This window comes from Janthinobacterium sp. SUN211, from assembly GCF_030587315.1.
Classification (GTDB): Bacteria; Pseudomonadota; Gammaproteobacteria; order Burkholderiales; family Burkholderiaceae_D; genus Janthinobacterium; species Janthinobacterium kumbetense.
This window is the reverse complement of sequence record NZ_JAPWIC010000012.1, coordinates 41,665-68,315: the sequence shown is the minus strand read 5'-3', so window position 1 is coordinate 68,315 and position 26,651 is coordinate 41,665. Positions and strand designations below refer to the sequence as shown.

The following is a 26,651-nucleotide window of genomic DNA, read 5'->3' as shown; positions in this document are numbered from 1 at the left end:
CAAAGGGACACACGATGAACATGCAAACACTGCTGGACCTGGAAGCCATCAAAAACCTGCGCATCCGCTACAGCCACTTATTGGACAGCAACCGCATCGATGAATTGTCCGAACTGTTCGCGCCGGACGCCGTCTGCAACGCGGGACTGGGCGCATGGCGGGGCCGCGACGCCATCCGCGCCGGCCTGCAGCAAGCCTTCGACGGTTACGACACGGAGCACCACGGCAGCTATCCTTTCCTGCACGCCGTGACGAACCACTGGGTGGAACTGCTCGACGCCGACACGGCACAGGGACGCTGCTACCTGATCGACCTGCACACGCGCCAGCCGGAGCAGCGCGATCCGTGGATTTTGCTGGGTGCGTATGCGGACGAGTACCGCCGCATCGACGGCCGCTGGCAGATCAGCCGCTCGCAGCTCGACATCGTCTGGCCCGCGCGCAATGGCGGCGGCGGCCAGCCCGGCGACCATCTCGTGCTGCCCGCACTGGAGGGCGCATGACGGCGGCCGGAACGCGCATGGACATGACGCAGCACGCCCCATTCCGGCGCGTGTTCAGCCCAGGCAAGCTGACCTTCGGCCTGATCGCGCCGCTGGAAGCGTATCCCGGCACGCCCGTGCCCACGATGCAGGACCACGAACGCATGGCCAGGCTGGTCGACGATGCGGGCTTTGCCAGCATCTGGCTGCGCGACGTGCCCTTCCTCGACCCGGCCTTCGGCGATGCGGGGCAGGTATTTGATCCCTTCGTGTATGCGGGCTTCCTGGCCTCGGTCACCAAACGCATCGGCATCGGCACGGCCGGCATCGTGCTGCCCTTGCGCGATCCCGTCATCGTCGCCAAGCAGGCAGCTTCGGTGGATCAATTGAGCGGCGGACGCTTCCTGCTTGGCCTGTCGACGGGCGACCGCCCGGCCGAATATCCGGCCTTCGGCGCCGATTTCGACAATCGCGACGAACGCTACCGCGAAGCCTTCGCGCTGCTGCGCCAGCTGGGCGGGCAAGACTTCCCCGCCGCCACGACGCAGCATTACGGCACCCTGGATGGCACCTTGGACCTGCTGCCCAAGCCCGTGCGCCGGCACCTGCCCATGCTGGCGATCGGCCGCTCGCGCCAGCCCATCGACTGGCTGGCGCGCAATGTCGACGCGCGGATCTGGTCCGTCGACGATGGTCAAGCGATCCAGGACATCCTGGCCAGCCTGCGCCACCATGCGGGCGAGCAGCCGCCGCCCGCGTATGGCTACGCCACCTTCTTCGACCTGGACAAGGACCCGGACGCGCCACCGCTGCGCTTCTACAATGTGGTGCGCATCGGCCGCCATGCCCTGATCGAACGCTGGCAGGCGCAGCGCGAACTGGGCGTGCGCCACGTGGCGCTGAACATGAAGCCGTCGCAGCGCCCGGCCGAAGAAGTCATCGCGGAGATGGCCGAGCATGTGCTGCCCCTGTTTCACGCGGACTGAGGCCGCTCAATCGGCGGGGTGAAACACGGGATTCGGTGCGGCCGCCAGCGCCACCAGCGCATCGATGGCTGCGCGCAGGCGCGGCTTCACATAGCGCGTGGCCGGCCACACGGCGTGAATCGGCATTTCGCCGCCCGCATGCTGTTGCAGCACGGGTACCAGCTGGCCCGACGCCAGGTGCGCGTCGATCAGCCAGGTGGGCAGCTGGCACAGGCCTGCGCCCGCCAGGGTCGCTGCCAGCATCGCTTCGCCGTCGCGCAAGGCATGGCGCACGCGGATGGCCTGCTCGGTGGAGCTGCCGTCGGCTTCGCGCAGCAGCCAGGTGGCTGGCCCTTGCCGGCGCCAGCCCACGATGCAATCGTGCCGGGCCAAGTCGTCGCGCACCCGCGGCGTGCCGTGGCGCGCCAGGTAGGACGGGGCGGCGCAGATCAGCAGCCGCTGCGTGCCCAGCTGGCGCGCCACCAGGTCCGCATCGTTGTTCAATGCGCCGATGCGCACGGCCAGGTCGATGCCCTCCTCGACCAGGTTGACGGTGCGGTCCGTGAAGGTCACGGCCAGTTCGATGCCAGTGTGCTGTTCGGCCAGTGCCAGCAAGGTGGGCAGGATGTGGCGGCGGCCGAACGCGGCCGGCACGTCGACGCGCAGGCGTCCCGTGGGCACTTGCTGGCCGACGATCAGGCCATGCTCCGTCGCCTCCAGGTCTTCCAGCATCTGCACGCACATGTCGTAATACGTGCGCCCTTCCGGCGTCAGGGTCAGGCGGCGCGTGGTACGGTGCAGCAGCTTGGTGCCCAGGCGCGCTTCCAGCCGCGACACGCTCTTGCCCACGCCCGACGCCGTCACGCCTTGTGCGGCGGCGGCGGCGGCAAAACTGCCCAGCTTGACGGTCATGACGAAATCGTTGATGCCATCGAAGCGGTCGTCGTTGTGCATATATTGTGGAATCCAGAGAACGAATTCAGCGATTTTACGCCGATTGTATGCTTGCAGTCTTCAACACGCTGGCGCGCCGCCCTTCACCCGGCCATGGCCCCATACCTCCCCGGCGTCACGCCCATCACGCGCCTGAACATGGCGATGAAGGCGCTGACGGTCTCGTAACCCAGGTCCAGTGCAATCGTCGTGACGGGCTGGCCGGCGGCCAATAGTTCCAGGGCGCGCATGATGCGGGCGCGCTGGCGCCAGGCGGAGGGCGTAAAGCCCGTCTCGATCGTGAATCGGCGCGCCAGGGTGCGCGGCGAGACGCCGGCCCAGGCGGCCAGCACTTCCACGCCCCGCTCGTCGGCCAGGTCATCGAGCACGGCGCGCGCCACGCGCAGCAGGCGCGGGTCCGTCGGCAAGGGCAAGCCGAAGGCCTCGTGCGGCGAAGCGGCGATCTCGTCGAGGATCACGCCCGCCACCCGGGCCTGCCGCGCGTCCAGCGCGCCATCGTCCCAGGCGCTGGCGCGGCCCACCGCTTCGCGCAGCAAGCCCGAGACGCGCATCACGCAAGGCGCGGCGGGCAAATCGCCGCAACTGGCCTCCCACACATACACGCTCCAGCCCGCAAACGGACCATGCGAACGCAGCCCATGCACGTGATGGGGCGGCATCCACACGCAATGGCTGGCCGGCACCACCCACTGCCCGCTGTCGGCGGCAACGGAAAGCAAACCTCGCATGGCGCCGAACAGCTGGCCGCTGGCATGGCGGTGCGCCGCCGTCACCCGTTCTTGCGGCTGGGACATGCGCATGGCGCGCAGCGGCGCCAGCAGCGTCGGCGGCAAGATTGGCGGATTTGACGTATCGATAGTCATAAACAACGCAGGCAAGACAATTCCTCCATCATACAGTGGAGTCTTTCGATATTCAGGAGTGCAGCATGCGAGCAGAAGACGTATTACCCGATCAACAAAACCAGGGCCAGTTCAATGGCGTCACCGTGCGCAAGGGAACGGTGGGCGCCTTCCTGGCCAATACCCGGCTATGGCTGGACGACACGAGCAGCAGCGCCGAAAAAGCCATCGCCGAACGCGACATCCTCGACGCGCTGCCCGCCCTGCACGCGCTGGGGCTGTTCGACATCGTGCAAGTGCGCGATGCTGCGCTGCGCGAACTGGTATCGCCATCGGCCACGTAGGCGGCACTGGCTCGTCGCGGGCGCGCATTTCCTCTATCATGCTGCTTTGCCCGCCTCCGCACTCGCCATGCCGTTTACCATTGCCGCCCCCGTCCACAGCGAACTGATCATCAAGAAAAGCCGTTTCATCGGTTGCGTGCAACCGATGACGGACCGCGCCAGCGCGCAGCAGGTGGTCAACGATTTGAAGGCCCAGCATCCGGGCGCCTGCCATGTGTGCTGGGCGCTGCTGGCGGGCGGGCAATCGGCGGCCGTCGACGATGGCGAGCCGAGCGGCACGGCCGGGCGGCCCATGCTCGACGTGCTGCGCCACCAGGACCTGGAAGGCGTGCTGGCGACCGTCGTGCGCTACTTTGGCGGGATCAAGCTGGGCGCGGGCGGCCTCGTGCGCGCCTACACGGACAGCGTGGCGCAAGCGTTGTTGCAGGCGGAAAAGACGGCCATCGTGCGTCAAAGATCCCTGCGCTGCACGGTGCCGTATGCGATGGAAGGCATGCTGCGCCGCGAACTCGATGGCGCCGGAGCCACCTTGCTGAACGTGGAACACGGCGCAGACGTACTGTTCGACTTCAGCCTGCCTGAAACGGCTGCCACCGCCCTGCTCGCCCACCTGCTTGAGGCGGGGAATGGACGGATACAGTGGCTGGACGCGCAGGATGGCGAGGACCAGTCATAATCAACTGGTGCAGTCCGGCGGACATGATGGACGGTGATAAGCGCCCCATAGAAGACATATCTGCTTGTGCAGGAATACGCTGATCCACCACCACGGCGAAATCGCCTTCATTCCCGGGCATATAATTTCCGCAATCTGTACAAATGCCCGCACCGGCATGCCCGCTCGCCCACGCTTTATTGGCGTCCACCACATCTGTCCCACCATAATACAGATGCCACATATGTTTTTTCATGGCCTTGCCTTGAAAACCACCATCGTCATGGATAGCGCTGCTCCTGATATCCATTCGCAAACACATGGGAAATATTCTCCATCTGTCCGTCCACATAGCCGAACAGAATCTGATATCCGGTATGGTTTTCCTGGCCATGCTCTCTCTGCCGGACCATGATGGAATGGAGGCGATCATCCTCATACAGATAATCGTAAGTCCCTTCGCCAAATTTTCCGAAATTAATGTCCTGCGCGATGCGTGCCCCGTCAAGAAAACTGAGCATGACATTCCTCAAGCTCCCTCCCGCATTGAAATGCACGCTTTTCAGTTCGCCGCGCTCATGAAAATAGAAGCCCCTGTTGATGATGGCAGCAGATCCGCCATAGCTTTCCACCAGGATGACCCTGCCTTCCCCATCGAAATGGTAGACATGGGTATCTTTCAGCGTCGCGGGCAGCGACTTTAGCTCTTTTCCCGGCTTGAAGCCGGCCCTTTGGGCTTCGAATGGCCTGACATTACATAACGGCCCTTTGCTGATCAGCGTTCGCGCCACGCGCAGTTTGGCGGCATCCACATACGTCGCCATGAACAAGTCGGATTTCGACGCTATCGCGTAGAATTGCTCGCCCAGTTTTTGGATTTCACTCATGCTATATCGCTCCCGCTACGACACTTCCAGCAATCAAGCCTTGCGCGGGCGCTTGATCTGCAACAAGATGAAATGCGTCCACGCCAGCGCCGGCAGCACCATCAGCAACAACATCAGTCCGGCCGGCATGTCCGGCACGAAACGCACGAAGCAGGCGAGAAAACTGGCGATGGCCAGCCAGAAGCGCCAGTTGAACGCGTATGCCTTGCGCGCCACCGTCGCCAGCGCGATGCGCCAGAATTCCAGCAAGGCCCACAGGCCGCCCGTCAGCAGCAACGCGGCCAGCGCATTGGCGCCGGGGGCGTCGGACCAGGTGCGCACCAGGTTGTACAGCAGCACGGGATAACCGGCCGTGATGGCCAGGGTGGCCGGGCCGGCGGCGATGACAGCTTCCAACAGCTGCCCTTTGGAACGATGATCCACTAAATCTTGCTCCTCAAGCCACGACGCCGGAATGGGCGGCGATCACTTGCAGCGCGCCGGCCGCATCCTGCGCCCAGACGCGCGTAAAACGGAAGTCGCCATGCGTTTCCACGTCGTGATAGCTGCCCGTCAGTTGCATGCGCACGGAAACCACGGCCACGTGGCCGTTGACGCGCACATGGCGCTCGGAGGCGCGCAAGTCCGTGATGGTCAGCAAGCGCTGCTCATGCGCGGCCAGGTCCGCATGTTTGCTCAGCAAATGCCCCAGATGATTGGTGAACAACAAGTCATCGGCCAGCAAATCTTTCAGTACCGCAACGTCGGAGGCCATCATGGCCAGGCGCAAGCGTTCTTCCGCATCGAGTACCTGCACTTCCGTTAAAGCATTCATCTTTTTCCTTGAAATAATTGGCACGATATTAATAAATAAGCAAAACATGCTGGCATGAAATCGTGTTTTTCACAATCCGCCGGAAGACTTATGCCTGTGGAGCATATTCATATAGCGTAATATTCGCAGCGGTATTGCGCAAAACGCCACCATAGTACTGTACAGTGCTTGCCCTTTCGCCCGGGGCAAGAGCGAAAGTTACTGGTAGCAAAGTTCCACGTGCTCTCCGCAGTCTCGAATAAAACCAAGATAAGGCCCACTTATGGCAATTAACATCATTCTGAACCTGCTCGTTGCGCTGATCGTCTTCGCCTTCATGTTCCACCAGCAACGCAAACACGCGACGTTTACCGTGCGCGTCTTCACGGGCCTGGGCCTGGGCGTACTGCTCGGTGCGGCCGTGCAGTGGCTGTACGGCGCCGGCTCGCCCATCATCGCCGGCACCAATGAATACATCGACATCGTCGGCAGCGGCTATGTGAAATTGCTGCAAATGATCATCATGCCGCTGATCATGGTGTCCATCATCTCCGCCATATTGAAACTCAAGGACGCGAGTTCCCTGGGCAAGATCAGCGCGCTGACCATCGGCACCCTGCTCATCACCACCACGGTCGCCGCTGCGCTGGGCATTTTGATGGCCAAGCTGTTCGGCCTGACGGCTGTCGGCCTGACGTCGAGCGCCGCCGAAGTGGCGCGCGGCGTGCAGCTGCAAGGCTCGCTGGAAACGGCAAAGGCCCTGTCGCTGCCGAAACTGCTGGTCAGCTTCGTGCCGACCAACCCCTTCCTCGACATGACGGGCGCGCGCAAGACATCGACCATCGCCGTGGTCGTGTTTTCCATCTTCATCGGCATCTCGGCCACGGGCATCGCCGCCAAGAAGCCGGAAATTTTCGCATCCTTCGAAAACTTCATGAAAGTGGCGCACGCCATCGTCATGCGCATGGTCACCCTGGTGTTACGCCTGACGCCGTACGGCGTGTTCGCGCTGATGTTTGAAGTGGTGGCCTCGTCGAGCTACACGGACATCTTGAAATTGATCAACTTCGTCGTCGCCTCGTACAGCGCGCTGATCTTGATGTTCCTCGTGCACCTGGCCATCATCGCCGGCGTGGGCCTGAATCCGCTGCGCTTCGTGAAAAAAGTCTTCCCCGTGCTGGCCTTCGCGTTCACCTCGCGCACCAGCGCCGGTTCGATCCCGATGAGCGTGCAGACGCAAACCCAGCGCCTGGGCACGCCGGAAGGCATCGCCAACTTTGCTGCCTCGTTCGGTTCGACCATCGGCCAGAACGGCTGCGCCGGCATTTATCCCGCCATGCTGGCCGTCATGATCGCCCCCACCGTCGGCGTCGATCCATTCACGATCAGCTTCCTGCTGCCATTGCTGGCCATCATCACCATCGGTTCCGTCGGCGTGGCCGGCGTGGGCGGCGGCGCCACGTTTGCCGCCCTGATCGTGCTGTCGGCGATGGACTTGCCCGTCGCGCTGGCCGGCTTGCTGATCTCCGTCGAGCCGCTGATCGACATGGGCCGCACGGCCCTGAACGTGAGCGGTTCGATCACGGCGGGCACCGTCACCAGCCGGGTCATGGGACAAACCGACCTGGCCGTCTACAACAGCGACGACGCGCCCGACCTGGACGAAGCGGAACACGCCGCCTAGAACGCATAACCAAACCTACTGCGCGAACAGTTACTGATCGCCATCGCCGAGCGCGATGGCGATGTGCACCTCTCCGAACTTGGTGCGCGCCAGGCGCAAGCCCTGGGCGACTGGTTCGCCTCCCTCACCCTCCCCCCTGAACAACAGGCAACTGTCGTGCTGTATTTGCCTACATGCGGGCCCGGCGTACAGCACAAGCCGTGCTGGCGCGCATCGGTGCGGACAGCCTCCCCTGCGTGGTAGCCGACGAGCGCCTGCGTGAAAAGGAGCTCGGCATCCTCGACCGCTGGAGGCGGCCGGCACACCCGTCACGGCCCAGCCCGACATGTCGGCCGCGCCGAAATCCTGAGCGGAGGGTCATAACGGCATAAAAACAACAGCATAAGCATATCCAGAAAGAATCGTTAGCGCCGGCGGGCGCCTCCCTTAAGCTCATGGCAACTGTTTCCACACCGACACTAATCGAGCCCAAAGGACACCGCCTTGCATCCGCGCCATTCATCCGCCCCCGCCCCCCTTCCCGCCACGCCGCTGCGCGCCATCGTGCTGGCCTGCGCCATGCTGGGCGCACCGTCCGCCTGGGCCCAGGACGCGCAAGCCACCGCCGGCACAGGCGCTGCCGCTGAAACGGCGGGCGCCGGCATCGACCAGGTCACCGTCGTCGGCTCGCGCGCGCGCAACCGCACGGTGTTCGACAGCAGCGTGCCCATCGACCGTTTCGGCGCGCGCGAAGTGAGCAATGCGCTGGCGACGGGCGACGTGGGCGCGGCCCTGCAAAACCTGTCGCCTTCGATCAACTTCCCCCGCATCGAGTCGAGCGGCGCGTCGGACTCCGTGCGCGGCATCCAGTTGCGGGGACTGGCGCCCGACCAGGTGCTGGTGCTGATCAACGGCAAGCGCCGCCACACGAGCGCCGTGCTCGACACGGAAAGCAGCTTTGCCGGCACCGTGCCGGTGGACATCAACGCCATTCCGCCGAACGCCATCGACCATATCGAAATCCTGCGCGACGGCGCCGGCGCCCAGTACGGCAGCGATGCCGTGGCGGGCGTGATCAACATCGTGCTGAAGAAGGCCCGTACGGGCGGCGCCGCGTCCATCAGCTATGGCGCCAACCACACGCATTTCGACCCGACCGATCAAACCCTGACGGATGGCCAGACCGTCATCGTCAACGCCGACTATGGCGTACCGCTGGGCGAGACGGGATTCTTCCGCTTCGGCGCGGAAACGCGGCGCCGCTCGCCCACGGAACGTGCCGGCCCCAGCGACGCGGGCTGGACTTCCTACAACTTCACGCCTGCCGACCAGGCCCTCGACGGCAAGGTGGTGTTCAAGTCGGGCGACTCGCGCCAGCGCAACAACTATCTGTTCTACAACACCCAGCTCACCCTGGATAACGGCCTGGACCTGTATTCGTTTGCCACCCTCAACGAGCGCACATCGGACGGCAGCGCCTACTTCCGCTATCCGGGCGACCCGTCGAATGTGCCGGCCCTGTATCCGAACGGCTACCGCCCCGTCACCAACGGCGACAAGCGCGACCTCAGCATCGTGGCCGGCGTGCGCGGCAGCTGGGGCGAGTGGAACTGGGACGCCAGCGCGCGCCACGGCAGCGACCGCTTTGACTACGGCGTGAGCCACTCCGTCAACGCCTCGCTGGGCGCGGCCAGCCCCACGCGTTTTAATTTGGCCGGCTTCGACTTCCGCCAGAACGCCTTGAATCTCGATGCCACGCGCAGCATCGACATCGGCTTGCCCGCGCCCTTGAACCTGGCGGTAGGCGCCGAATGGATGCGCGAAACCTACACCAGCTCGGCTGGCGACCCTGCCTCGTATGCGGCCGGCAGCTTTACCGATGCGCCGCCGGGCGCGCAGGCGGGGCCAGGCTTGCGCCCATCGGACGCCTACGACGGCAGCCGGCAAATCCGCTCCGTGTATGCGGACGTGGAAAGCGACCTCACGCCGCGCCTGCTGGTAGGCGCCGCCGCCCGCTATTCCGATTACAGCGACTTCGGCAGCGCCAGCACGGGCAAGCTGTCGACGCGCTATAAAGTGACGGACAACTTCCTCCTGCGCGGTTCGCTGTCGAACAGCTTCCGTGCGCCGGCCCTCGTGCAGACGGGTTTCCGCTTCGCCACCCTGAACTTCAATGCCGATGGCACGGCCCTGCAAACGGCGGCCCTGCTGCCGGCCAGCGATCCGCTGGCGCGCAGCTTCGGCGCGCAACACCTGAAACCTGAAAAATCGACCAACGTCTCGCTGGGCCTGGCCTGGAAACCGGCCGCCGCCACCAGCGTGACGGTAGACGCCTACGTGATCCGCATCCGCGACCGCATCACGCGTTCGAGCGACTTGCAAAGCGACGCCGTCACGGCCTACCTGGCCGCGAATGACCGCAGCGACATCCAGTCCGTTGCCTACCTGGCCAACCTGCTCGACACACGGACCAAAGGCCTGGACGTGGTGCTGAACCACGACCTGGCGTTCACCTCAGGCAAGCTGAACCTGAATGCAGCGCTGAACCTGAACAAGACCAGCCTCGACAAGGTACACCAGAGTTCCGCTGCGCTGGCCAACATCGATCCCAGTCTGACCCTGCTGACGGAGACGAGTTTGTTCCGCATCAAACATGCGTCACCGTCCAGCAAATTAATCCTCGGCGTCGATTGGCAGGCGGCCGGCTGGGGCGTGCAGGCGCGCGCCACGCGCTTTGGCGAGCTGAAAGACTTTTCGTATGACAGCGATGCGCCCTTGATCGACGGCATCCCCGCCCAGCGCTTCGGCGCCGTCTGGTCGCTGGACCTGGAAGGCCAATTGAAACTGAGCAAGCAACTGACCTTGAGCGTAGGCGGCAACAACATCCTCGACCGCTATCCGCAGCGCGTGCGGGAAACGAATAACGCCACGTATGGCGGCGCCCTGCCCTACAATTTCATCAACCCCATCGGCGTCAATGGCGCGTACTTTTACGCTAAATTAAGCTACACATTCTGACACTGGATACAAAGGAAATCATGATCATCAAACGCCTCTCCCACCTCGTCGCCGGCACCTGCCTCAGCGCCCTCCTGCTGTCGTCCGCCCAGGCCGGCGCGCCGCTGGTGCTGATGACGGACTTCGGCACGGCCGATGGCGCCGTGTCGGCCATGCATGGCGTGGCCTATGGCGTCGATCCGCAGCTGACCATTTCGGACCTGACGCACCAGATTCCCGACTACGACATCTGGCTGGGCGCCTACCGTTTGTACCAGACGGCCAATTACTGGCCGCAAGGCACGGTATTCGTTTCCGTCATCGATCCGGGCGTGGGCACGGCGCGCAAGTCGGTAGTGCTGAAAACCAAGGGCGGGCGCTACTTCGTGGGGCCGGACAATGGCCTGTTCACCCTGATCGCCGAGCGCGACGGCGTGGCCGAACTGCGCGAAATCGATGAAAAGGTCAACCGCCTGGCTGGCTCCGCCGAGTCGTACACCTTCCATGGCCGCGACGTGTACGCGTACGTGGGTGCACGCCTGGCGTCGGGCGCCATCAGCTATGAACAGGTGGGTCCTCAATTGCCGAGCGAATCCGTGGTGAAGATCGCGTATCAAAAGCCTGTACGCGACGGCAACACGATTCGCGGCATCGTGCCCGTGCTCGACGTCAAGTACGGCAATGTCTGGACAAACATTCCGAAATCCCTGCTCGATGAATTGCAGGTAAAACTGCATGACCCGCTGCAAGTACGCATCTTGCACAAGGGCAAGCAAGTGGCCAAGGTCACGGCGCCGTTCGAGCACACGTTTGGCGGCGTCGCCAAGGGCAAGCCCCTCGTCTACCTGAACAGCCTGCTCGACGTGGCCGTCGCCATCAGCCAGGGCGACTTTGCAGCCAAGCACCACGTCGAGTCGGGCGTGGATTGGGAAGTGGAAGTGAGCAAGCCTCCTGCCGCCAAATAAATCGTCTTGCGCGGCCAGGGCGTCCTGTCCTGGCCCACCCCGTATCCCTGGCGGATTTGCGCTGCGTCAAACGCAGCGCGCTCCCCGTCTCCGCCAGCACCGCGCCTGTGCAAGTCCGGTGAACCAGTACCGGCCCGCCGACTCTAAACCTTGCAAGCGATGCCAGCCTTGTTCCAGATGCGCAATCTGGCGAGGCATGCGTTTCCACGACAGTCTTACACTGAAAAGGAACAATCATGACGGCTCCACTCCTGACCACCAGCAAGCTCGTCCTCGGCAGCGCCATCGTCTGTGCGCTGCTGGGCGGTTGCAACAAACGCAACGATACCAGCACCACCGCCACGCCCGCCGCCACCGCGCCGGCAACGCCGCCCGCCACCAGCGGCACGTCCGGTACCACGGGCACGACCAATCCGGACGCCACCACGCCGGCCACGCCAGGGATGGCACCGGGCACCACCACCAACCCCGATGGCACGACCACCCCGCCCTCCACCACGCCGCCTGGCAACGGCACAGGCACAGGGACCACGCCGCCACCGCGCAACAGCTAGCGCGCCGCGTCCTGGCCAACCGGGCAGGCAAAAAAAAAGAGCCTTCCGCGGAAGGCTCTTGAAATACCACGGCGCAGCGCAAGCTGGCCTTGGCCCGGTTTTACTTTTGCAGGCTGACCGACGTCGCCTTCGGCGTGCGGCGTCCCATCAGGAACAGCACGGCCTTTTTCAGCATGCGGTAAGCGAAGCGCACCAGCAGCAGGGTCAGCACGCACTCGATCAAGGTCAAGATCATGGCTACGGCCACGGGCATGCGCGCGGCGCGGCGGTGGAACTTGGCCACGGCGCCATCGCGGGCGATTTCGATGCTGTCGTAGAAGGTCGGCACGACCAGCAGGGTCAGAATCGTCGAGGTGATGGTGCCGCCGATGATGGCGATCGCCAATGGACGGTAGAACTCGCCGCCCTCGCCCAGGCCCAGCGCCACGGGGAACATGCCGGCAATCAGCGCGAACGTCGTCATCAGGATGGGGCGCAGACGCATGCGGCCCGCATACATCAGCGCGTCCTCGCGGCCATGGCCCTCTTCCTCGCGCTTGCGCGCCGCGTCCAGCAACAGGATGGCGTTCTTGGCGACCAGCCCCATCAGCATGATGATGCCGATAAAGCTCATCAGGTTGAGGGTGTTATTGGTGATCACCAGCGCCACCACCACGCCGATCAGACTGAGCGGCAAGGACATCATCACGGCCACCGGCGCGGTAAATGAACCAAACTGCATGACCAGGATCAAATACATCAAGCCGATACCCATCACCAGCGCGATCAGCATTTCCGTGAACAGCTCTTGTTGATCCTGGCCGGCGCCACCGAGCGCCAGGCCGTAGCCGGGCGGGAAGTCGATGGAGTTGGCCAGTTTCATGGCGTCGCTCGTCACTTCGCCGTTCGAACGGCCCTGTGCATTGGCCGACACGGTAATCGTGCGCTTGCCATTCTTGTGCTCGATGCCGGAAGGGCCCTTGCCCATGGTGATGGTGGCGATCTGGTCGAGCGGGACCATTTGCGAAGTCCCCGTCACGCTGATCGGCAGGCGCTCGATGTTTTCCGACGCCACGCGGTCATCGGGATGCAGGCGCACGGCCACGTCGCGCGTTTCACCCGTCGGATCGACCCAGTCGCCCACTTCCACGCCGGCAAAGGCCACGCGCAACGATTGCGCTGCATCATTGACGGAAATGCCCATCGAGTTGGCCAAGCCACGGTTGAGCTCGATCTGCAGCTCGTTCTTCGGGTCTTGCTCGGACAGGCCCACGTCGACGGCGCCAGGAATGGCGCGCAGCTTGTCCATGTAGGCATTCGTGATTTCCATCAATTTACGCGAATCCGGGCCCGTGAATTCCACCTGGATCGGTTTTTGCGAACCGTTGCTCAAGTCATCCTGCACCACGTATTCGGCACCCACCAGGCGCGACATCTTTTCGCGCAGCTCGACGGCGATTTCCTTGGCCGAACGCTTGCGGGTATTGCGCTTGCCGATGTCGACATACACTCGTCCGCCGCCAGCATTGATGGAACTGTTGGTATCCTTGGTTTCAGGCAAGGTACGCGCCAGCACGGCCGCCGCTTCCAGTTTCAAACGCGAATACTCGATGCTGCTCGACGATGGCGTGCGCACATTGATCATCAAGTTGCCCGAATCGGATGCTGGCAGGAAACTCGTGCCGCCATGGGTAGCGTGCAGGGCGATGGCGCCCACCAGGCTGCCGAAGGCGATCACGGCCATCCAGCGGCGGTGATGCAGTGCCCAGGCGATCACGCGGCCGTAGCGGTCGGCCTGGTGGTCGAACCAGTGGTTGAATTTTTCCAGTACGCGGCCGATGCCTTTTTTCGGCGCCGAATGTTCCTCGACCGGGTCGCCCCAGTAAGCCGACAACATCGGGTCGAGCGTAAACGAGATGCCCAGGCTGACGAGCACCGAGCACGTCACCGTCAATGCAAACGGACGGAACCATTCGCCGGAAATGCCGGGCATGAACGCGACGGGAATGAAGACGGCGATGATGGAGAAGGTCGTGGCGGCCACGGCCATGCCGATCTCGGCCGTGCCTTCCAGCGCGGCCGTGCGGCGGTCCTTGCCCATCTGCATGTGACGCACGATGTTTTCACGCACGACGATGGCATCATCGATCAGCACGCCAATGGCCAGCGACAAGCCCAGCAAGGTCATGAAGTTCAGGGTAAAGCCGCACAGCCACACGGCAATGAAGGCGGCAATCACGGACGTGGGCAGGCTCAGCGCCGTGATCAGGGTCGAACGCCACGAGTTCAGGAAGGCGTAGACGACGAAAATCGTCAGCACGGCGCCCAGTACCAGCGATTCGATCACGTTGTTCAAGCTATGCTGGGCGTTTTCGCCGCCGTCGCGCGTCACTTGCAGGATCGTGCCTTTCGGCAAGGTCTTGTTGATTTCCGCCACCATGTCGCGGATCTTGTTGGCCACGCTGACGGTGGAAGCGTCGCGCACGCGGGTGATCGAAATGCCCACGTTGGGCTTGCCGCTGCGCATGCTCAGGCTGTTGACTTCGGCAAAGCCATCTTCGATGGTGGCCACTTGCGCCAGGCGCACGATTTCCTCGCCGCGGCGCTTGATCACCACTTTCTCGAAGTCGCTTGGCGACTCGATGCGGCCCACGAGGCGGATGCTTTTCTCGTCCAGGGTGCCGCGCACCTTGCCCACGGGCGCATTCGTGTTCTGGTTGCGCAAGGCGGTGACGACGTCGCTGACGGAAACATTGTATTCACGCAACTTTTCAGCCCGCAGCAGCACGGACAGTTCGCGCTTGAGCGAACCGCCCACGTTGACCAGCGCCACGCCATCGACGGTGCGGAAGCGGTCCGACAGCACGTCCTCGGCCAGGCGCGAAATTTCCGCATGGCTTTGCGTATTCGACGACAGGGCCAGTTGCATGATGGGCTCGGCAGCCGGATCGATGCGCTGCAGGATAGGTTCGCGCATTTCCGTCGGCAACTTGTAGCGCACGGCGGCAATCGCATTGCGGATATTGTCGGACGCTTCGATCAAATTGGTATTGAAGGAAAACTTCAGGAAGATGCTGGCCGAACCTTCATTCGAATCGCTGTTGACTTCGGTCACGCCGGAAATGCTTTGCAAGGACTTTTCCAGGCGGTTCACCACTTCGCGCTCGACCGTGTCGGGCGACGCGCCAGGGTAAGGAATGCTGACGACGATGAACGGTACCTCGACGTCCGGGTTCTGGTTGACGCGCAATTTCTTGAGCGCCAGCAAGCCGACGCACATCATGGCCAGGATCAGGACGATGGTGGCGGTGGGCCGCTTGATACTGAAATCAGAAAGGAACATGGCTTAGTTTCCTTTACCGGCAACGGCGGTGCTGCTGCTGGCCACGGCGGCGGCTGGCACGGCCTTGGCGGCCGTCAATTCCACTTTCTGCCCATCCTTGAAGGTCGAGCCCGGCGTGCGCAGCACGGTGTCGCCGCTGGCCAGGCCGCTTTGCACTTCCCACTGGCCCGTGCGCACGTCGCGCGCGCCGATACGCAAGTTAACTTTATGCAAAGCCTTGTCCTTGACTTTCCACGTGTACGTGACGTCGCCCGCCTTCACCAGGGCCGAGTCGGGGATCATCAGCGCGCTGACGGTTTCCGTCTCGATGCGGCCTTCCGCATACAGGCCGGCCACGCGCGGTTGTTCCTTGTCATTGAAATCGACCAGCACGGCCACCTGGCGCGTGACGGCGTTGGCCGCCGGATCGACGCGGCGCACCTTGCCCGCGAAATCCTGGCCTGGATAACCATTGATGCGGAACAATACGGGCTGGCCCACCTTGACGACGCCGATCTTGTCGGCCGACACCAGGCCTTCCAGGCGCATGCTGGTTGGATCGATGACCTTGATCAATTCCTTGCCGATCTGCGCCGTATCGCCATTCGATACCTTGCGCTCGCTCACGATGCCGTCGAACGGCGCACGCACGAGGGTGCGCTGCAACTGCTGGCGCGCTTGCACGGCGCGGCTTTTCGCGGCGGACAGATCGCTTTGCGCATTGTTGCGGCGGATTTCCGCGTCTTCCAGCGCCTGCGTCGAGGTCATGCCCGAAGCGCGCAGGGTTTTCATGCGCTGGAACATGCGTTCGGACTGCTCCAGCACCTGGCCGGCGGCGCGGCTGGCTTCCTCGGCCGAATTGAGGCCGTCGCGGATGGACGTTTCGTCCAGGCGCACCAGCACGTCGCCCCGCTTGACGATTTCACCATTTTCCTTCATGACCTGGATCACCACGGCCGACACTTCGGCGCGCAAGTCCGCGTTGCGCTCGGGCTGCACGGAACCGGTGATGACCGGCCCCGACGCCAGCGCATTGCTCTGGATGGTCAGCAAGTCTTCCGGGGACACGAGCAAATTGGCGGCAGCGCCCGCCTGTTCCTTGGCATTCTTGCCGCCCTTGCCGGGATCTTTGGACTCTTTGCCGCAGGCGGCCAGGGCAGAAGCGATTGCCAGAACAAACAGGGTTTTGCGCAACATGGGTAATTCTCCGGATAGATAGCACCACTACCGTTCCCGCGGCCCGGATAGGGCTGCAAGCGATAGCAGGCATAATATTTTTATTAAAACCACAAGCGCCAAAGTATCCATGAGCGCGTCCGGGCATGTCAATCGGCGGTTTCCTGTAATGCTTTAATCAATGGATGAAACGTAGTTTTTACGCGCTGAAACGCAAAACCCCGCCTTGAAGCGGGGTTTTGCGTTTCAGGGGAAGCGAACTTAGCGGCCGAAAATGGTGTTAATCAGGAAACCGATGGCCACGCCCGTGCACAGGCCGCCGGCGATTTCCACCAGGGTATGGCCCATGCGCTCGCGCAACCAGGTATGCGCGGGGCTGGCCGCTTCCTTGGCCAGGCGGTTGATGGCGGCCGCCTGCTTGCCCACGTGCTGGCGCAGGCTGTTGGCGTCGATGATGACGATGAAAGCCAAGGTCACTGCCACGCCGAAGGCGGGATGGCCGATGCCTTCGCGCAAGGCGATCAGGGTCGCCATGCTGGACACGACGGCGCTATGGTTGCTGGGAAAGCCGCCATTGCCGACCAGGCCGAACGCCCATTGCCGCGTGCGGACACTGTTGATCAGGAATTTGATCGGTCCGACCAGGATCCAGGTGATCAGGGGCGTGACGAGGTAAGCGATATCCACGGGGTATTCCTTCTTATATATGTATAGGGTGCGTCAGGGGAGACAGGCGCGCCGCAATTATCGCAGAACATCCGCGCCAGCAGAACTGTCTTCCGTCGGCCTATAAAACGCCGCCCCCGGCGGCAACTAATATAAAATCATGGCATATACAACAATTGACGTATATCAACACCGAGTGCGGCGCGTACAGCGGCGCGGATAATCAAACGTCTTCATATTTGCAACGGGGTACTCATGCGGCATTTCAGAATTTCCTTTTTAGTCACTTTTATCCTGATGGCAGTATCAGGCTGGTGGGGTTACAGCCATAGTGGCATGCCGGGCCTGATCCAGGCGCTGTGGATCACGGGCGTGCTGGGCATCATGGAAGTGTCGCTGTCGTTCGACAATGCGGTGGTGAATGCCTCGGTCTTGCGTCACTGGAATGAATTCTGGCAAAAACTGTTCTTGACGGTAGGTATCCTCGTGGCCGTCTTCGGCATGCGGCTGCTGTTTCCATTGGTCATCGTTTCCGTCGCCACGGGCCTGGGCCTCGTCGACGTATGGACCATGGCCACCACGACGCCCGATGTGTACGCCAAGCACCTGACGGACAACCATGCGCAAGTGGCGGCCTTCGGCGGCGCCTTCCTGCTGCTGGTGTTCCTGAACTTCCTGTTCGACGACGAGAAGGAATTGCACTGGCTGGGCTGGGCCGAGGAAAAAGTCAACGCGCTGGGCACCGAAAGCCTGGCCGTGCTGATCACCATGGGCGCCGTGGCTGCCTGCGTGGCGATGGGCCCCGTGGAACAAAAATACAGCGTGCTCGCGTCGGGCATCGTCGGCATCGCCGTCTACATCGGCGTGAACTGGATCAGCGGCTTGCTGGAAGAAGGCGAACCGGACTTGCAGGATGACGCAGAAGAAAGCGCCGCGCCGGCCAGGAACGGCAATGGCGACCTGGTAAAAACGGTAGCGCGCGGCAGCATCGGCGGCTTCCTGTACCTGGAAGTGCTGGACGCCTCGTTCAGCTTTGACGGCGTGATCGGCGCGTTCGCCATCACCAACGACGTCGTCATCATCATGCTGGGCTTGGCCATCGGCGCCATGTTCGTGCGCTCGATGACGGTATACCTGGTGCACAAGGGCACGCTGGACGAATTCGTCTACCTCGAGCACGGCGCCCACTATGCGATCGGCATCCTTGCCTTGATCATGCTGGCGTCCGTCAAGTACCATATTCCGGAGTGGTTCACGGGCCTGTCGGGCGTGGCCTTCATCCTGGTCTCGCTGTGGTCATCCTTGCGTTATCGCAAACGGCACGCGGCACAAGCTTGAAATCGGGGGTTCCGCCCCCAATTGAGAGAGTAATGGCACGAGCGCCTTGCGCTCATCCCATGAAGGCATGTCTAACAACGCCTGACAAAACCGTAGCGAGCGGAAGGAAGTTGTGGCAGAGAAGCGCAACTGTACGAAGGTACAGTGAGCATCGCAGGCCGCAAATTACGACGCGCAGTAGGTTTTGATTGGCGTTTTGAGTTAATTACTGAAAAGGAGCACCACATGGCAATCAGTTTGCAAAAAGGCGGCAACGTCAACCTGAGCAAGGAAGCACCGAACCTGAAGAAGATCATCGTCGGCCTCGGCTGGGATCCTCGTTCGACGGACGGCGCCACCTTCGACCTTGACGGTAGCGCTTTCCTCCTGAAAAGCGACGGCAAAGTCCGTGGCGACTCTGACTTCATTTTCTACAACAACCTGAAGTCGACCGACGGCTCCGTCGTCCACACGGGCGACAACCAGACGGGCGAAGGCGAAGGCGACGATGAGCGCATCGAAATCGACCTGACCCGCGTACCAAACGACATCGACCGCATCAGCATCACCGTCACCATTCACGACGCCGACGCGCGCCGCCAGAACTTCGGCATGGTCTCGAAAGCCTTCATCCGCTGCCTGAACGCGGAAGGCGAAAAAGAAATCGCCCGCTACGACCTGTCCGAAGACAGCTCGACGGAAACGGCGATGATCTTTGGCGAAATCTACCGCTACAACGGCGAATGGAAGTTCAAGGCTATCGGCCAGGGCTTCAACGGCGGTCTGGGCCCACTGGCCCGCTCTTTCGGCGTCAACGCCTAATTCACACTCGTTAAACCTACTGCGCCGCTCACTTTCGGGCCTGCGTTGCTCGCTGTACCTGCGTACAGCTGCGCGACTTAACCCGAAATCGAGCTTGCTCGCTACGGTTTTCCGAGGTGAATTATCTTAATGTCATATCATTACTGCCGCCTGCACAGTTCAGGCGGCTTTTTTTTGGAGATTTATCATGCCAGTATTTAGTGTCACGGGCGACGTCGATCCTTTCCTCCACGTCAGCATGAAACAGGGCGAAACCATCTATTGCGAATCCGATGCGATGGTGATGATGGAAACGGCGCTGGACTTGAAAGGCAAGATGACGGGCGGCCTGGGCAGCGCCATCATGCGCCGCTTCGCGAATGGCGAATCGTTCTTCCAGCAGCACATCGAAGCGGTGCGCGGCAGCGGCGATTGCCTGCTCTCGCCCACCCTGCCGGGCGCCATCGAAGTGGTCGACGTGGGCGCGCGCCAGTACCTGCTCAACGACGGCGCCTTTGTCGCCGCCACCTCGGGCACGGAAATGAAGGTGCGCACGCAAAGCATCGGCAACGCCCTGTTCGCCCAGTCGGGCGGCTTCTTCGTCATGGAGACGGCCGGCACGGGGCAAGTGGTGGTGTCGGGCTTCGGCTCCATGTTCCAGCTCGATGTCGAGCCGGGCAAGGATGTCGTGATCGACAATTCCCACGTCGTGTGCTGGGACAATAGCCTGAAATACGAGATTTCCGTGACCACGGGCGGCGGTTCGGGCGGCGGCGGCATCGGCGGCTTCCTCGGCAATATCGTCAACAGCGTGACCAGCGGCGAAGGCATCGTGCTGCGCTTTTCCGGCTCGGGCAAGGTATTCATCTGCTCGCGCAACCGCGACGCCTTCCTGAAGTGGACGGCCAGCGGCAAAGCCGGCTGATTCCCCCTCCTCTATAAGGCCAGGTTAAGTCTGGCCGCTTAGAATCCCCGCGCGCGCACCTGCGCGCGGCTTCCCTATTTCCACCCGGTCCCCGTACATGCAAAGAGTCTGGTTCAACAAAACATTTTCCTCCGTCGGCACGGCCATGCGCCTGATCCGCGAGGCCGATATGGCCGCGACAAACGGTGCGCCCCGCTATCACCTCGTATGCAGCAATACGAACGCGCACGCGGCCGCCTTCCTGGCGGCCCACGAATACGCGGTCGAACCGTCCGGCCTCACGGGTCTCGATTATGTCGAGTGGTGCCTGGAATTTTGCCGCGACCGGGGTATCACGATTTTCTGGCCCGGCAAGGAAGCAGGCCTGATCGGCAGCGCCAGCGCGCGCTTCGCCGCCATCGGCACGCGCGTGCTCAGCGTGGCCAGCGAAGAGACCTTGACCCTGATGCATGACAAGGCGCGCTTCTGCGACGGCCTCGATCTGCCCATGGCGCGCCCTGCCGACTACCGCGCCGTCACAAACATCGCCGAATACGACGCCGCCTGTGCCGAACTGCGCCCGCTGCATCGCAAGCTGTGCATCAAGCCGTCCGAATCCGTGTATGCCCTGGGCTTTGCCATCCTTGATGAAGAGCGCACCAGCGCCCAGCTGTTGCTGGCCGGCGCCGCCTACCAGATCAATGCGCAAGAGCTGCGCAACGGCCTGGCGCAGATGGCATCGTTCAAGACCCTGCTGCTGATGGAATACCTCGATGGCCACGAATACAGCGCCGACTGCGTCGCCGACCAGGGCAAGCTCATTTGCGCCGTGCCGCGCAAGAAGCTGCACGGGGGCGGCAGCGGCCAGCTGATCGAGCTGCGCGCCGACTTGCTGGCGGCCTGCGACAAACTGGCGCGCGACTACCGCCTGAATGGCGTCTTCAACATCCAGTTCCGCGAGGGCGCGAATGGCCTGGCCTTGTTGGAGATCAACCCGCGCATGTCGGGCGGCATCGGCATGGCGTGCGCGGCCGGTCCCAACCTGCCCTACCTGGCGCTGGCCGGTTTCGACCAGGGTTTCGACAAGCTCACCGTGCCCGCCATCCAGGAAGGCATGCGCGTGGGCGAAGCCGCCTACGCCGTGGAGCTGCCATGAACCTCGTCAAGCAGCAGATGCCCACGGGCGAACTGACCTTGAAAGTGGACGAGGCGCGCTTTCCGCTGGATTGGCTGATCGGCTTTGCCGCGCGCGCCAACGCCAAGCGGGGCTTTTTGTTCCTGTCCAAGGTGCTGGGCAAGCACTGGCCCGTCACGCCGCGCGCCATGCAAACCATCCACGACGACCTGGCCGCGCAGATTCCCCCCAGCCTGCCCGGTCCCGTCGTCTTCATCGCCATGGCGGAAACGGCCGTCGGCCTGGGCCAGGGCGTGTTCGAGGCGTGGCTGCGCGCCAATCCGAATGGCAAGGCCCTGTTCTTGCACAGCTCGCGCTACCGCGTGGGCAGCGTGCCTTTCTTCGAATTCGAGGAATCGCACAGCCACGCGCCGCGCCAGTTCCTGCATTTGTCGGACGCGGCCAGCGCCCTGTTTTCCACCGCGCGCAGCCTGGTGCTGATCGACGATGAAGCGTCGACCGGCAACACCTTCGCCAACCTGGTGCAAGTGTGCCGCGCGCGCTATCCGCAGCTGGAAAAGCTGCACCTGGGCGTGATCACCAATTTCATGGGCCAGGCAGCCAACGCGGGCTTGAGTGAGCGTTTCGGCCTGCCCACCAGCATAGGCGCAGCCTTGTCCGGCCAGTACGCCTTCCAGGCCGGCGATGCGCCGGCACCCGTGGCGGCCAGCGCGCAGCGCTTCGAGGCGAATGCGGAACGGGGCGCCAGCCCCGCCTTCGGCCGCATCGGCGTGGGACGCGCCTTGAATCCGCCGCAAGGCTTGGCGGTACAGTTGGCGCAGGAAATCGGCGCCGGTGACTCCGTGCTGGTGCTGGGCACGGGCGAATTCATGCATCCGTCGTTCCTGCTGGCGCGCGAATTGGAAAGCCTGGGTAAGAACGTGGTGGTGCAATCGACCACGCGCTCCCCCATCCTGTCGTGGGGTTCCGTCGGCCACATCGTCCGCTGCGACGACAATTACGGCGAAGGCATCGCCAATTACCTGTACAACGTGGCTCCTGGCCAGTACCAGCACGTTTTCATCTGCCATGAAACCCCGGCCAGCCCGGCCCTCATGCAACTCGCCGGCCAGCTCAATGGCCGCCTGTTCCACTTTCAGTCAGAGACCAAAATTGAAGAAATTCCTGTTTGTTGATCTGGACGACACACTGTTCCAGACCCCGAAAAAATGCCCCGGCGAGACCGACCTTCAGCCAGCCGCCTACCTGAAAAATGGCGACGCCTGCTCGTTTACGACGGCGCGCCAGCGCGCCTTCTTTGACTTTGCGCAAAGCGGCATGACCCTGATTCCCGCCACGGCGAGAAATGGCGACGCCTTCCGCCGGGTCGACCTTCCGTTTACCAGTTACAGCGTGCTCGATTACGGCGGCATCGTGCTGCAGCCGGGCGGCGCGCTCGACGCGGGCTGGCTGTCCCTGATGCAGGACGACATGCAGACGGCCTTGCCCGGCCTGCGGGACGCCATGCGCATCATCGACGATTTCCAGGCCAAAACGGGCATGCCCTCTCGCGCGCGCCTGATCGAGGACTACAACACGCCGTTCTATATCGTCGTCAAGGACCATGAAGCGCGCGGCGAGCGCCTGGCCGACATCGAGGAGCAGGTGCTGCAGCAGTGGATCGCCACGGAAGGCAGCGACTACTTCATCCACCGCAACGGCAACAACCTGGCCGTGCTGCCGAAGACCCTGAACAAGGCGCGCGCCGTGGCTTACCTGCGCGCGGAGCTGGAAGCCGAACACGGCCCCATCGTCAGCTTCGGCATGGGCGACAGCCGTTCGGACGCCCGCTTCATGGCCGCCTGCGACTACGCCATCATCCCCAACGGCACCCAGCTGGCGGCACTTACGGTGGCGGCACTATGACCAGGCAGCATTTCAGCGGCAGCTACCGGCAGGAAGACGTGGAGTTTTTGCTCACGCCGATGGCGCTCGAACCCATCCTCGACCTGGCCGAAAAAGAGCGGCTGATCCAGTCGGGCCAGCGCCACTACAGCGAAATGCTGTCGCCGGAATCCCTGCCCTCGCCCGCCTACCTGGCCCTGTTCCAGAGCGCGTTCGCGGCCAACCGCCTGCAGATGGCGCGCGACTGCCTGCGCCTGGCGGCCCTGATCGCGGCGCGCCGCACGGGGCCCGTCACGCTGGTGTCGCTGGCGCGCGCCGGCACGCCCGTGGGCGTCATCCTGGGCCATTTGCTGCGCCAGGTGTTCCAGCGCGAGTGCCAGCATTATTCCGTCTCCATCATCCGCGACCGCGGCATCGATGCGAACGCCTTGCAGCACATCCTGGCGCACGGCCATGGCGCTGAATCCCTCGTCTTCGTCGATGGCTGGACGGGCAAGGGCGTGATTTCGCGCGAACTGCGCCAGACCGTCAACGACTTCAACGCCACGCATGGCACGGAGATCGACGGCGGCCTGTTCGTGCTGTCCGACCTGGCCGGCACGGCCGCCTGCGCCGCCTCGTCGGGCGACTACCTGATCCCGTCAAGCATTTTGAATGCCACCGTCTCGGGCCTGGTCAGCCGCTCCGTGTTGAATGAAGCCATCGGCCCGGACGACTTCCACGGCTGCGTGTATTACGCGCAGTTCGAACAGCACGACCAGTCGCGCGCCTTCGCCGACGGCCTCGTGGCCGACGCCATGGCGATTGCCGCCAGCAGCGGCATCCCGCTGGCCGAAGCGAGCGATGCGCCAGCCATGGCGGCCCGCTCGCAAGCCTACATGGCCGCGGCACAGCAAGAGTACGGCATCAGCGACATCAACCTGATCAAGCCAGGCATCGGCGAGGCGACCCGCGTGCTGCTGCGCCGCGTGCCCGAGCGCCTGATCGTGCGCGACACGAATGCGCCGGACGTGGCACATTTGCTGCTTCTTGCGCAGGAAAAAGCCATACCCGTCACAGTAGAACCGGCGCTGCCTTACCAGGCAGTCGCCCTTATCAGGAGCGCAGTCGATGGATAACAACTCCCTACACCCGCAAAGCGAGCATAAGGCGGCGCTGGGCGCCTCCATGTATGTGCCGACCACGCACAAGGATTTGCTGGCGATCGCCAATGGCGACAAATTCAGCCATTTGCGTTCGGTCATACTTTGCACCGAAGACGCCATCGCCGAACGCGACCTCAGTTACGCGCTGTTCAATTTGTCGCTGGCGCTGCAAAACATGGGCGCCGAATCGGACACCTTGCGCTTCGTGCGCGTGCGTAATCTCGAAGTGCTGGCGCGCGTGCTGTCCATGCCCGGCGCCGACAAATTGAGCGGCTTCGTGCTGCCCAAGTCCACACGCCACAACTTCGCCGCGTATTTCGAGCTGGTGCGCCACACGCACCATTTGCTGATGCCGACCCTAGAAACGGCTGAAGTGTTCGACGACGAGGAAATGAAGCAGTTCCGCCTCCTCCTGTCCGCGCCGGAAGTGCGCCGCCGCATCCTGGCCTTGCGCATCGGCGGCAACGATCTGCTGGCCCTGCTGGGCTTGCGCCGCCCTACCAGCGGCACCATCTATTCAACCCCGCTGGGACAGGTCATCGGCCGCCTGGTGACCATCTTCAAGCCGCACGGCTTCCAGCTGACGGCGCCCGTCTTCGAGCACCTGTCGCAAGGCAGCTGGCTGGATGCAGAAGTGGCGCAGGACATGGCGCACGGCATGATCGCCAAGACGGCCATCCATCCGGACCAGGTGCCGCAGATCGAACGCCACTACCAGGTGGCGCAGTCGGACATCGAACTGGCGCTGCGCATCATCGATCCGGACAGCCCGGCCGTGTTCCGCATGCAGGAATCGATGTGCGAAGTGGCCACGCACAGCAGCTGGGCGCAGCGCATCATCGAGCAGGCGCGCCTGTTCGGCATCCGCCACGCGGCCGACACGGCGCCGGCGCACGCACCGACTACCTCATTGACTCAACTCTCAAGCGACGAAGGGATTGCACGACCATGACCAATTTCACACGCGGACAAAAAGGCAAACTGGCTGACCTGGGCTTGAATGGCCCGTTTGCCGTCACGCTCGATATCGTATCGGGTTCGATGGAAGTGGACGTCAGCTGCTTCGGCGTCGATGCGGCCGGCAAGCTGTCGGACGACCGCTACATGGTGTTCTTCAACCAGAAAAGCGCGCCGGACAACGCCATCACGGTGGACTTGAACGGCCCCCGCTCCACCTTCCAGGTGGACCTTTCCCGCCTGCCTGCCTCGATCGACAAGCTGGTCTTCACGGCGGCGACGGAACAGGGCAGCATGCGCGCGCTGGGCAATTCCAGCATGGCGCTGGGCCAGGCGGCCACGTTTGCCTTCACGGGCAATGACTTCCAGGACGAAAAAGCCGTCATCATCGGCGAACTGTATCGCCGCGACGGCAGCTGGCGCTTCGGCGCCGTGGGCCAGGGTTTCGCGGGCGGCCTGGCGGCGCTGCTGAAGCACTTCGGCGGCAGCGAGGCGGCGCAATCGTCCCCGGCACCGGCTCCCGTTCCCGTGCCCACGCCGGCAGCCCCGCCGGCGGCGAATAAAATCTCGCTGTCGAAGATCCGCCTGGAAAAGCGCGGCGACAAGATTTCGCTCGACAAGCGCGACAGCGGCGGCTATGGCCGCATCCGCGTCAACCTGAACTGGAACCAAAACGCGTCGCAAGGCCAGGCGCCCGCCTCGAAACTGGACACGGGCTTCCTCGGCAAGCTGTTCAACAAGCCGGCTGGCCGTGCGGGCGGCATCGACCTCGACATTGGCTGCCTGTTCGAAATGAGCGGCGGCGCCAAGAGCGCCGTGCAGGCGCTGGGCAACAGCTGGGGCGCATATGACCGTCCGCCGTACATCCACCTGGAAGGCGACGACCGCACGGGCAGCGTCAGCAGCGGCGAAAACATCTTCATCAACGGCACCCATTTCGACCAGATCAAGCGCGTGCTGGTCTACGCCTTCATCTACGAAGGTGTGCCGAACTGGGCCGCCACGGATGGCGTCGTGACGATCGAAATTCCCGGCCAGCCGACCGTGGAAGTGCGCCTCGACAGCGACAGCCAGCACGCCATGTGCGCCATCGCCATGCTGGAAAACCACGGCGGCAACCTGCAGGTGACAAAATTGGTGGAATACTTCGGCGGCCAAGGTAAAATCACGGCGCACCAGGCGATGGACGAGCGCTACAACTTTGGTCTCAACTGGAAAGCCGGACGGAAAGATTAATTCTTTCTCCAATTAAACAATTCACCTC

25 protein-coding genes are annotated in these 26,651 nt (G+C 63.1%); 17 read left to right on the top strand and 8 right to left on the bottom strand.

The window, feature by feature from the left end:
• Positions 1–14: 14 nt before the first annotated feature.
• Positions 15–503: a nuclear transport factor 2 family protein gene (locus O3301_RS27930; protein ID WP_305058080.1), complete on the top strand. Its 489-nt coding sequence runs from the start codon at positions 15–17 to the stop codon at positions 501–503.
• Entirely contained in the window at positions 500–1,468 is a 969-nt protein-coding gene (locus O3301_RS27925) for an LLM class oxidoreductase (RefSeq protein ID WP_305058079.1), read from the top strand. The genes O3301_RS27930 and O3301_RS27925 overlap by 4 nt, the downstream gene beginning before the upstream one ends.
• A 6-nt stretch (positions 1,469–1,474) precedes the next feature.
• Here the strand turns inward: O3301_RS27925 and O3301_RS27920 are convergent, their stop codons facing one another.
• Positions 1,475–2,401 carry a LysR family transcriptional regulator gene (locus O3301_RS27920; protein ID WP_305058078.1) on the bottom strand — a complete coding sequence of 309 codons (927 nt, stop codon included), beginning with the start codon at positions 2,399–2,401 and terminating at the stop codon, positions 1,475–1,477.
• Between the two features lie 83 nt (positions 2,402–2,484).
• Complete coding sequence (locus tag O3301_RS27915) at positions 2,485–3,264, bottom strand: helix-turn-helix domain-containing protein (protein ID WP_305058077.1); 780 nt, start codon at positions 3,262–3,264, stop codon at positions 2,485–2,487.
• 65 nt (positions 3,265–3,329) lie between these two features.
• On the opposite strand from O3301_RS27915, the gene O3301_RS27910 reads away from it, so the two are divergent.
• Together O3301_RS27910 and O3301_RS27905 are read left to right on the top strand one after the other, a co-directional pair.
• Positions 3,330–3,587: a hypothetical protein gene (locus O3301_RS27910; RefSeq protein WP_305058076.1), complete on the top strand. Its 258-nt coding sequence runs from the start codon at positions 3,330–3,332 to the stop codon at positions 3,585–3,587.
• Between the two features lie 67 nt (positions 3,588–3,654).
• Positions 3,655–4,263, top strand: a complete 609-nt coding sequence (locus tag O3301_RS27905; protein ID WP_289899320.1) for a YigZ family protein — start codon at positions 3,655–3,657, stop codon at positions 4,261–4,263.
• Between the two features lie 260 nt (positions 4,264–4,523).
• On the opposite strand, the gene O3301_RS27900 is transcribed toward O3301_RS27905, so the two are convergent.
• Genes O3301_RS27900 through O3301_RS27890 form a run of 3 tightly spaced genes read right to left on the bottom strand, consistent with a single transcriptional unit; the run spans position 4,524 to position 5,943 of the window.
• Positions 4,524–5,129, bottom strand: a complete 606-nt coding sequence (locus O3301_RS27900) for a hypothetical protein (protein ID WP_305058075.1) — start codon at positions 5,127–5,129, stop codon at positions 4,524–4,526.
• Between the two features lie 33 nt (positions 5,130–5,162).
• Positions 5,163–5,552: a hypothetical protein gene (locus O3301_RS27895; RefSeq protein ID WP_289899322.1), complete on the bottom strand. Its 390-nt coding sequence runs from the start codon at positions 5,550–5,552 to the stop codon at positions 5,163–5,165.
• A 13-nt stretch (positions 5,553–5,565) separates the two neighbouring features.
• Positions 5,566–5,943, bottom strand: a complete 378-nt coding sequence (locus tag O3301_RS27890; RefSeq protein WP_251350913.1) for a nuclear transport factor 2 family protein — start codon at positions 5,941–5,943, stop codon at positions 5,566–5,568.
• A gap of 262 nt (positions 5,944–6,205) precedes the next feature.
• Here O3301_RS27890 and O3301_RS27885 point away from each other — a divergent pair, with 262 nt between their 5' ends.
• From O3301_RS27885 to O3301_RS27870, 4 genes are all read left to right on the top strand, one after another.
• Positions 6,206–7,606: an L-cystine transporter gene (locus tag O3301_RS27885; RefSeq protein ID WP_251350914.1), complete on the top strand. Its 1,401-nt coding sequence runs from the start codon at positions 6,206–6,208 to the stop codon at positions 7,604–7,606.
• Positions 7,607–8,089: 483 nt separating this feature from the next.
• On the top strand, positions 8,090–10,603 hold the full coding sequence (locus O3301_RS27880; protein WP_305058074.1) for a TonB-dependent siderophore receptor: 2,514 nt from the start codon (positions 8,090–8,092) through the stop codon (positions 10,601–10,603).
• Positions 10,604–10,623: 20 nt separating this feature from the next.
• Entirely contained in the window at positions 10,624–11,547 is a 924-nt protein-coding gene (locus O3301_RS27875; RefSeq protein WP_305058073.1) for an S-adenosyl-l-methionine hydroxide adenosyltransferase family protein, read from the top strand.
• 236 nt (positions 11,548–11,783) lie between these two features.
• Entirely contained in the window at positions 11,784–12,101 is a 318-nt protein-coding gene (locus O3301_RS27870; protein ID WP_289918904.1) for a hypothetical protein, read from the top strand.
• 100 nt (positions 12,102–12,201) lie between these two features.
• Here the strand turns inward: O3301_RS27870 and O3301_RS27865 are convergent, their stop codons facing one another.
• From O3301_RS27865 to O3301_RS27855, 3 genes are all read right to left on the bottom strand, one after another.
• The gene (locus O3301_RS27865) at positions 12,202–15,423 is read right to left on the bottom strand and encodes an efflux RND transporter permease subunit (protein ID WP_305058072.1); all 3,222 of its coding nucleotides are present in this window, start codon (positions 15,421–15,423) and stop codon (positions 12,202–12,204) included.
• Between the two features lie 3 nt (positions 15,424–15,426).
• A complete protein-coding gene (locus tag O3301_RS27860) occupies positions 15,427–16,599 on the bottom strand; it encodes an efflux RND transporter periplasmic adaptor subunit (RefSeq protein WP_077401247.1) in 1,173 nt (390 codons plus the stop codon).
• Positions 16,600–16,839: 240 nt separating this feature from the next.
• Positions 16,840–17,265 (bottom strand): divergent PAP2 family protein, encoded by a 426-nt coding sequence (locus O3301_RS27855; protein ID WP_289918902.1) that lies wholly within the window; start codon positions 17,263–17,265, stop codon positions 16,840–16,842.
• Positions 17,266–17,499: 234 nt separating this feature from the next.
• On the opposite strand from O3301_RS27855, the gene O3301_RS27850 reads away from it, so the two are divergent.
• The 9 genes from O3301_RS27850 (at position 17,500) to O3301_RS27810 (ending at position 26,623) form a co-directional block, all read left to right on the top strand.
• Entirely contained in the window at positions 17,500–18,582 is a 1,083-nt protein-coding gene (locus tag O3301_RS27850) for a DUF475 domain-containing protein (RefSeq protein WP_289912190.1), read from the top strand.
• 225 nt (positions 18,583–18,807) lie between these two features.
• Positions 18,808–19,383 carry a TerD family protein gene (locus O3301_RS27845; RefSeq protein ID WP_099664994.1) on the top strand — a complete coding sequence of 192 codons (576 nt, stop codon included), beginning with the start codon at positions 18,808–18,810 and terminating at the stop codon, positions 19,381–19,383.
• Positions 19,384–19,570: 187 nt separating this feature from the next.
• Entirely contained in the window at positions 19,571–20,287 is a 717-nt protein-coding gene (locus O3301_RS27840; RefSeq protein ID WP_070224704.1) for a TIGR00266 family protein, read from the top strand.
• A gap of 97 nt (positions 20,288–20,384) precedes the next feature.
• A complete protein-coding gene (locus tag O3301_RS27835; protein ID WP_305058071.1) occupies positions 20,385–21,422 on the top strand; it encodes an ATP-grasp domain-containing protein in 1,038 nt (345 codons plus the stop codon).
• A complete protein-coding gene (locus O3301_RS27830; RefSeq protein WP_289912193.1) occupies positions 21,419–22,576 on the top strand; it encodes a phosphoribosyltransferase domain-containing protein in 1,158 nt (385 codons plus the stop codon). Before O3301_RS27835 ends, O3301_RS27830 begins: the two co-directional genes overlap by 4 nt.
• Positions 22,554–23,306 (top strand): HAD family hydrolase, encoded by a 753-nt coding sequence (locus O3301_RS27825; protein WP_099664997.1) that lies wholly within the window; start codon positions 22,554–22,556, stop codon positions 23,304–23,306. Before O3301_RS27830 ends, O3301_RS27825 begins: the two co-directional genes overlap by 23 nt.
• On the top strand, positions 23,303–24,403 hold the full coding sequence (locus O3301_RS27820) for a cysteine protease StiP family protein (RefSeq protein ID WP_305058070.1): 1,101 nt from the start codon (positions 23,303–23,305) through the stop codon (positions 24,401–24,403). Before O3301_RS27825 ends, O3301_RS27820 begins: the two co-directional genes overlap by 4 nt.
• Entirely contained in the window at positions 24,396–25,382 is a 987-nt protein-coding gene (locus O3301_RS27815; protein ID WP_289899329.1) for an HpcH/HpaI aldolase/citrate lyase family protein, read from the top strand. The genes O3301_RS27820 and O3301_RS27815 overlap by 8 nt, the downstream gene beginning before the upstream one ends.
• Positions 25,379–26,623: a TerD family protein gene (locus O3301_RS27810; RefSeq protein ID WP_289918892.1), complete on the top strand. Its 1,245-nt coding sequence runs from the start codon at positions 25,379–25,381 to the stop codon at positions 26,621–26,623. Before O3301_RS27815 ends, O3301_RS27810 begins: the two co-directional genes overlap by 4 nt.
• The last annotated feature ends 28 nt before the right edge of the window (positions 26,624–26,651 follow it).

Bases quoted from the DNA above. Each gene is read 5' to 3' on its own strand.
- O3301_RS27845 (WP_099664994.1), top strand. From the start codon at position 18,808: ATGGCAATCAGTTTGCAAAAAGGCGGCAACGTCAACCTGAGCAAGGAA.
- O3301_RS27865 (WP_305058072.1), bottom strand. From the start codon at position 15,423: ATGTTCCTTTCTGATTTCAGTATCAAGCGGCCCACCGCCACCATCGTC.
- O3301_RS27905 (WP_289899320.1), top strand. From the start codon at position 3,655: ATGCCGTTTACCATTGCCGCCCCCGTCCACAGCGAACTGATCATCAAG.
- O3301_RS27875 (WP_305058073.1), top strand. From the start codon at position 10,624: ATGATCATCAAACGCCTCTCCCACCTCGTCGCCGGCACCTGCCTCAGC.
- O3301_RS27840 (WP_070224704.1), top strand. From the start codon at position 19,571: ATGCCAGTATTTAGTGTCACGGGCGACGTCGATCCTTTCCTCCACGTC.
- O3301_RS27830 (WP_289912193.1), top strand. From the start codon at position 21,419: ATGAACCTCGTCAAGCAGCAGATGCCCACGGGCGAACTGACCTTGAAA.
- O3301_RS27915 (WP_305058077.1), bottom strand. From the start codon at position 3,264: ATGACTATCGATACGTCAAATCCGCCAATCTTGCCGCCGACGCTGCTG.
- O3301_RS27870 (WP_289918904.1), top strand. From the start codon at position 11,784: ATGACGGCTCCACTCCTGACCACCAGCAAGCTCGTCCTCGGCAGCGCC.
- O3301_RS27925 (WP_305058079.1), top strand. From the start codon at position 500: ATGACGGCGGCCGGAACGCGCATGGACATGACGCAGCACGCCCCATTC.
- O3301_RS27860 (WP_077401247.1), bottom strand. From the start codon at position 16,599: ATGTTGCGCAAAACCCTGTTTGTTCTGGCAATCGCTTCTGCCCTGGCC.
- O3301_RS27835 (WP_305058071.1), top strand. From the start codon at position 20,385: ATGCAAAGAGTCTGGTTCAACAAAACATTTTCCTCCGTCGGCACGGCC.
- O3301_RS27885 (WP_251350914.1), top strand. From the start codon at position 6,206: ATGGCAATTAACATCATTCTGAACCTGCTCGTTGCGCTGATCGTCTTC.
- O3301_RS27910 (WP_305058076.1), top strand. From the start codon at position 3,330: ATGCGAGCAGAAGACGTATTACCCGATCAACAAAACCAGGGCCAGTTC.
- O3301_RS27820 (WP_305058070.1), top strand. From the start codon at position 23,303: ATGACCAGGCAGCATTTCAGCGGCAGCTACCGGCAGGAAGACGTGGAG.
- O3301_RS27810 (WP_289918892.1), top strand. From the start codon at position 25,379: ATGACCAATTTCACACGCGGACAAAAAGGCAAACTGGCTGACCTGGGC.
- O3301_RS27930 (WP_305058080.1), top strand. From the start codon at position 15: ATGAACATGCAAACACTGCTGGACCTGGAAGCCATCAAAAACCTGCGC.
- O3301_RS27850 (WP_289912190.1), top strand. From the start codon at position 17,500: ATGCGGCATTTCAGAATTTCCTTTTTAGTCACTTTTATCCTGATGGCA.
- O3301_RS27920 (WP_305058078.1), bottom strand. From the start codon at position 2,401: ATGCACAACGACGACCGCTTCGATGGCATCAACGATTTCGTCATGACC.
- O3301_RS27900 (WP_305058075.1), bottom strand. From the start codon at position 5,129: ATGAGTGAAATCCAAAAACTGGGCGAGCAATTCTACGCGATAGCGTCG.
- O3301_RS27890 (WP_251350913.1), bottom strand. From the start codon at position 5,943: ATGAATGCTTTAACGGAAGTGCAGGTACTCGATGCGGAAGAACGCTTG.
- O3301_RS27815 (WP_289899329.1), top strand. From the start codon at position 24,396: ATGGATAACAACTCCCTACACCCGCAAAGCGAGCATAAGGCGGCGCTG.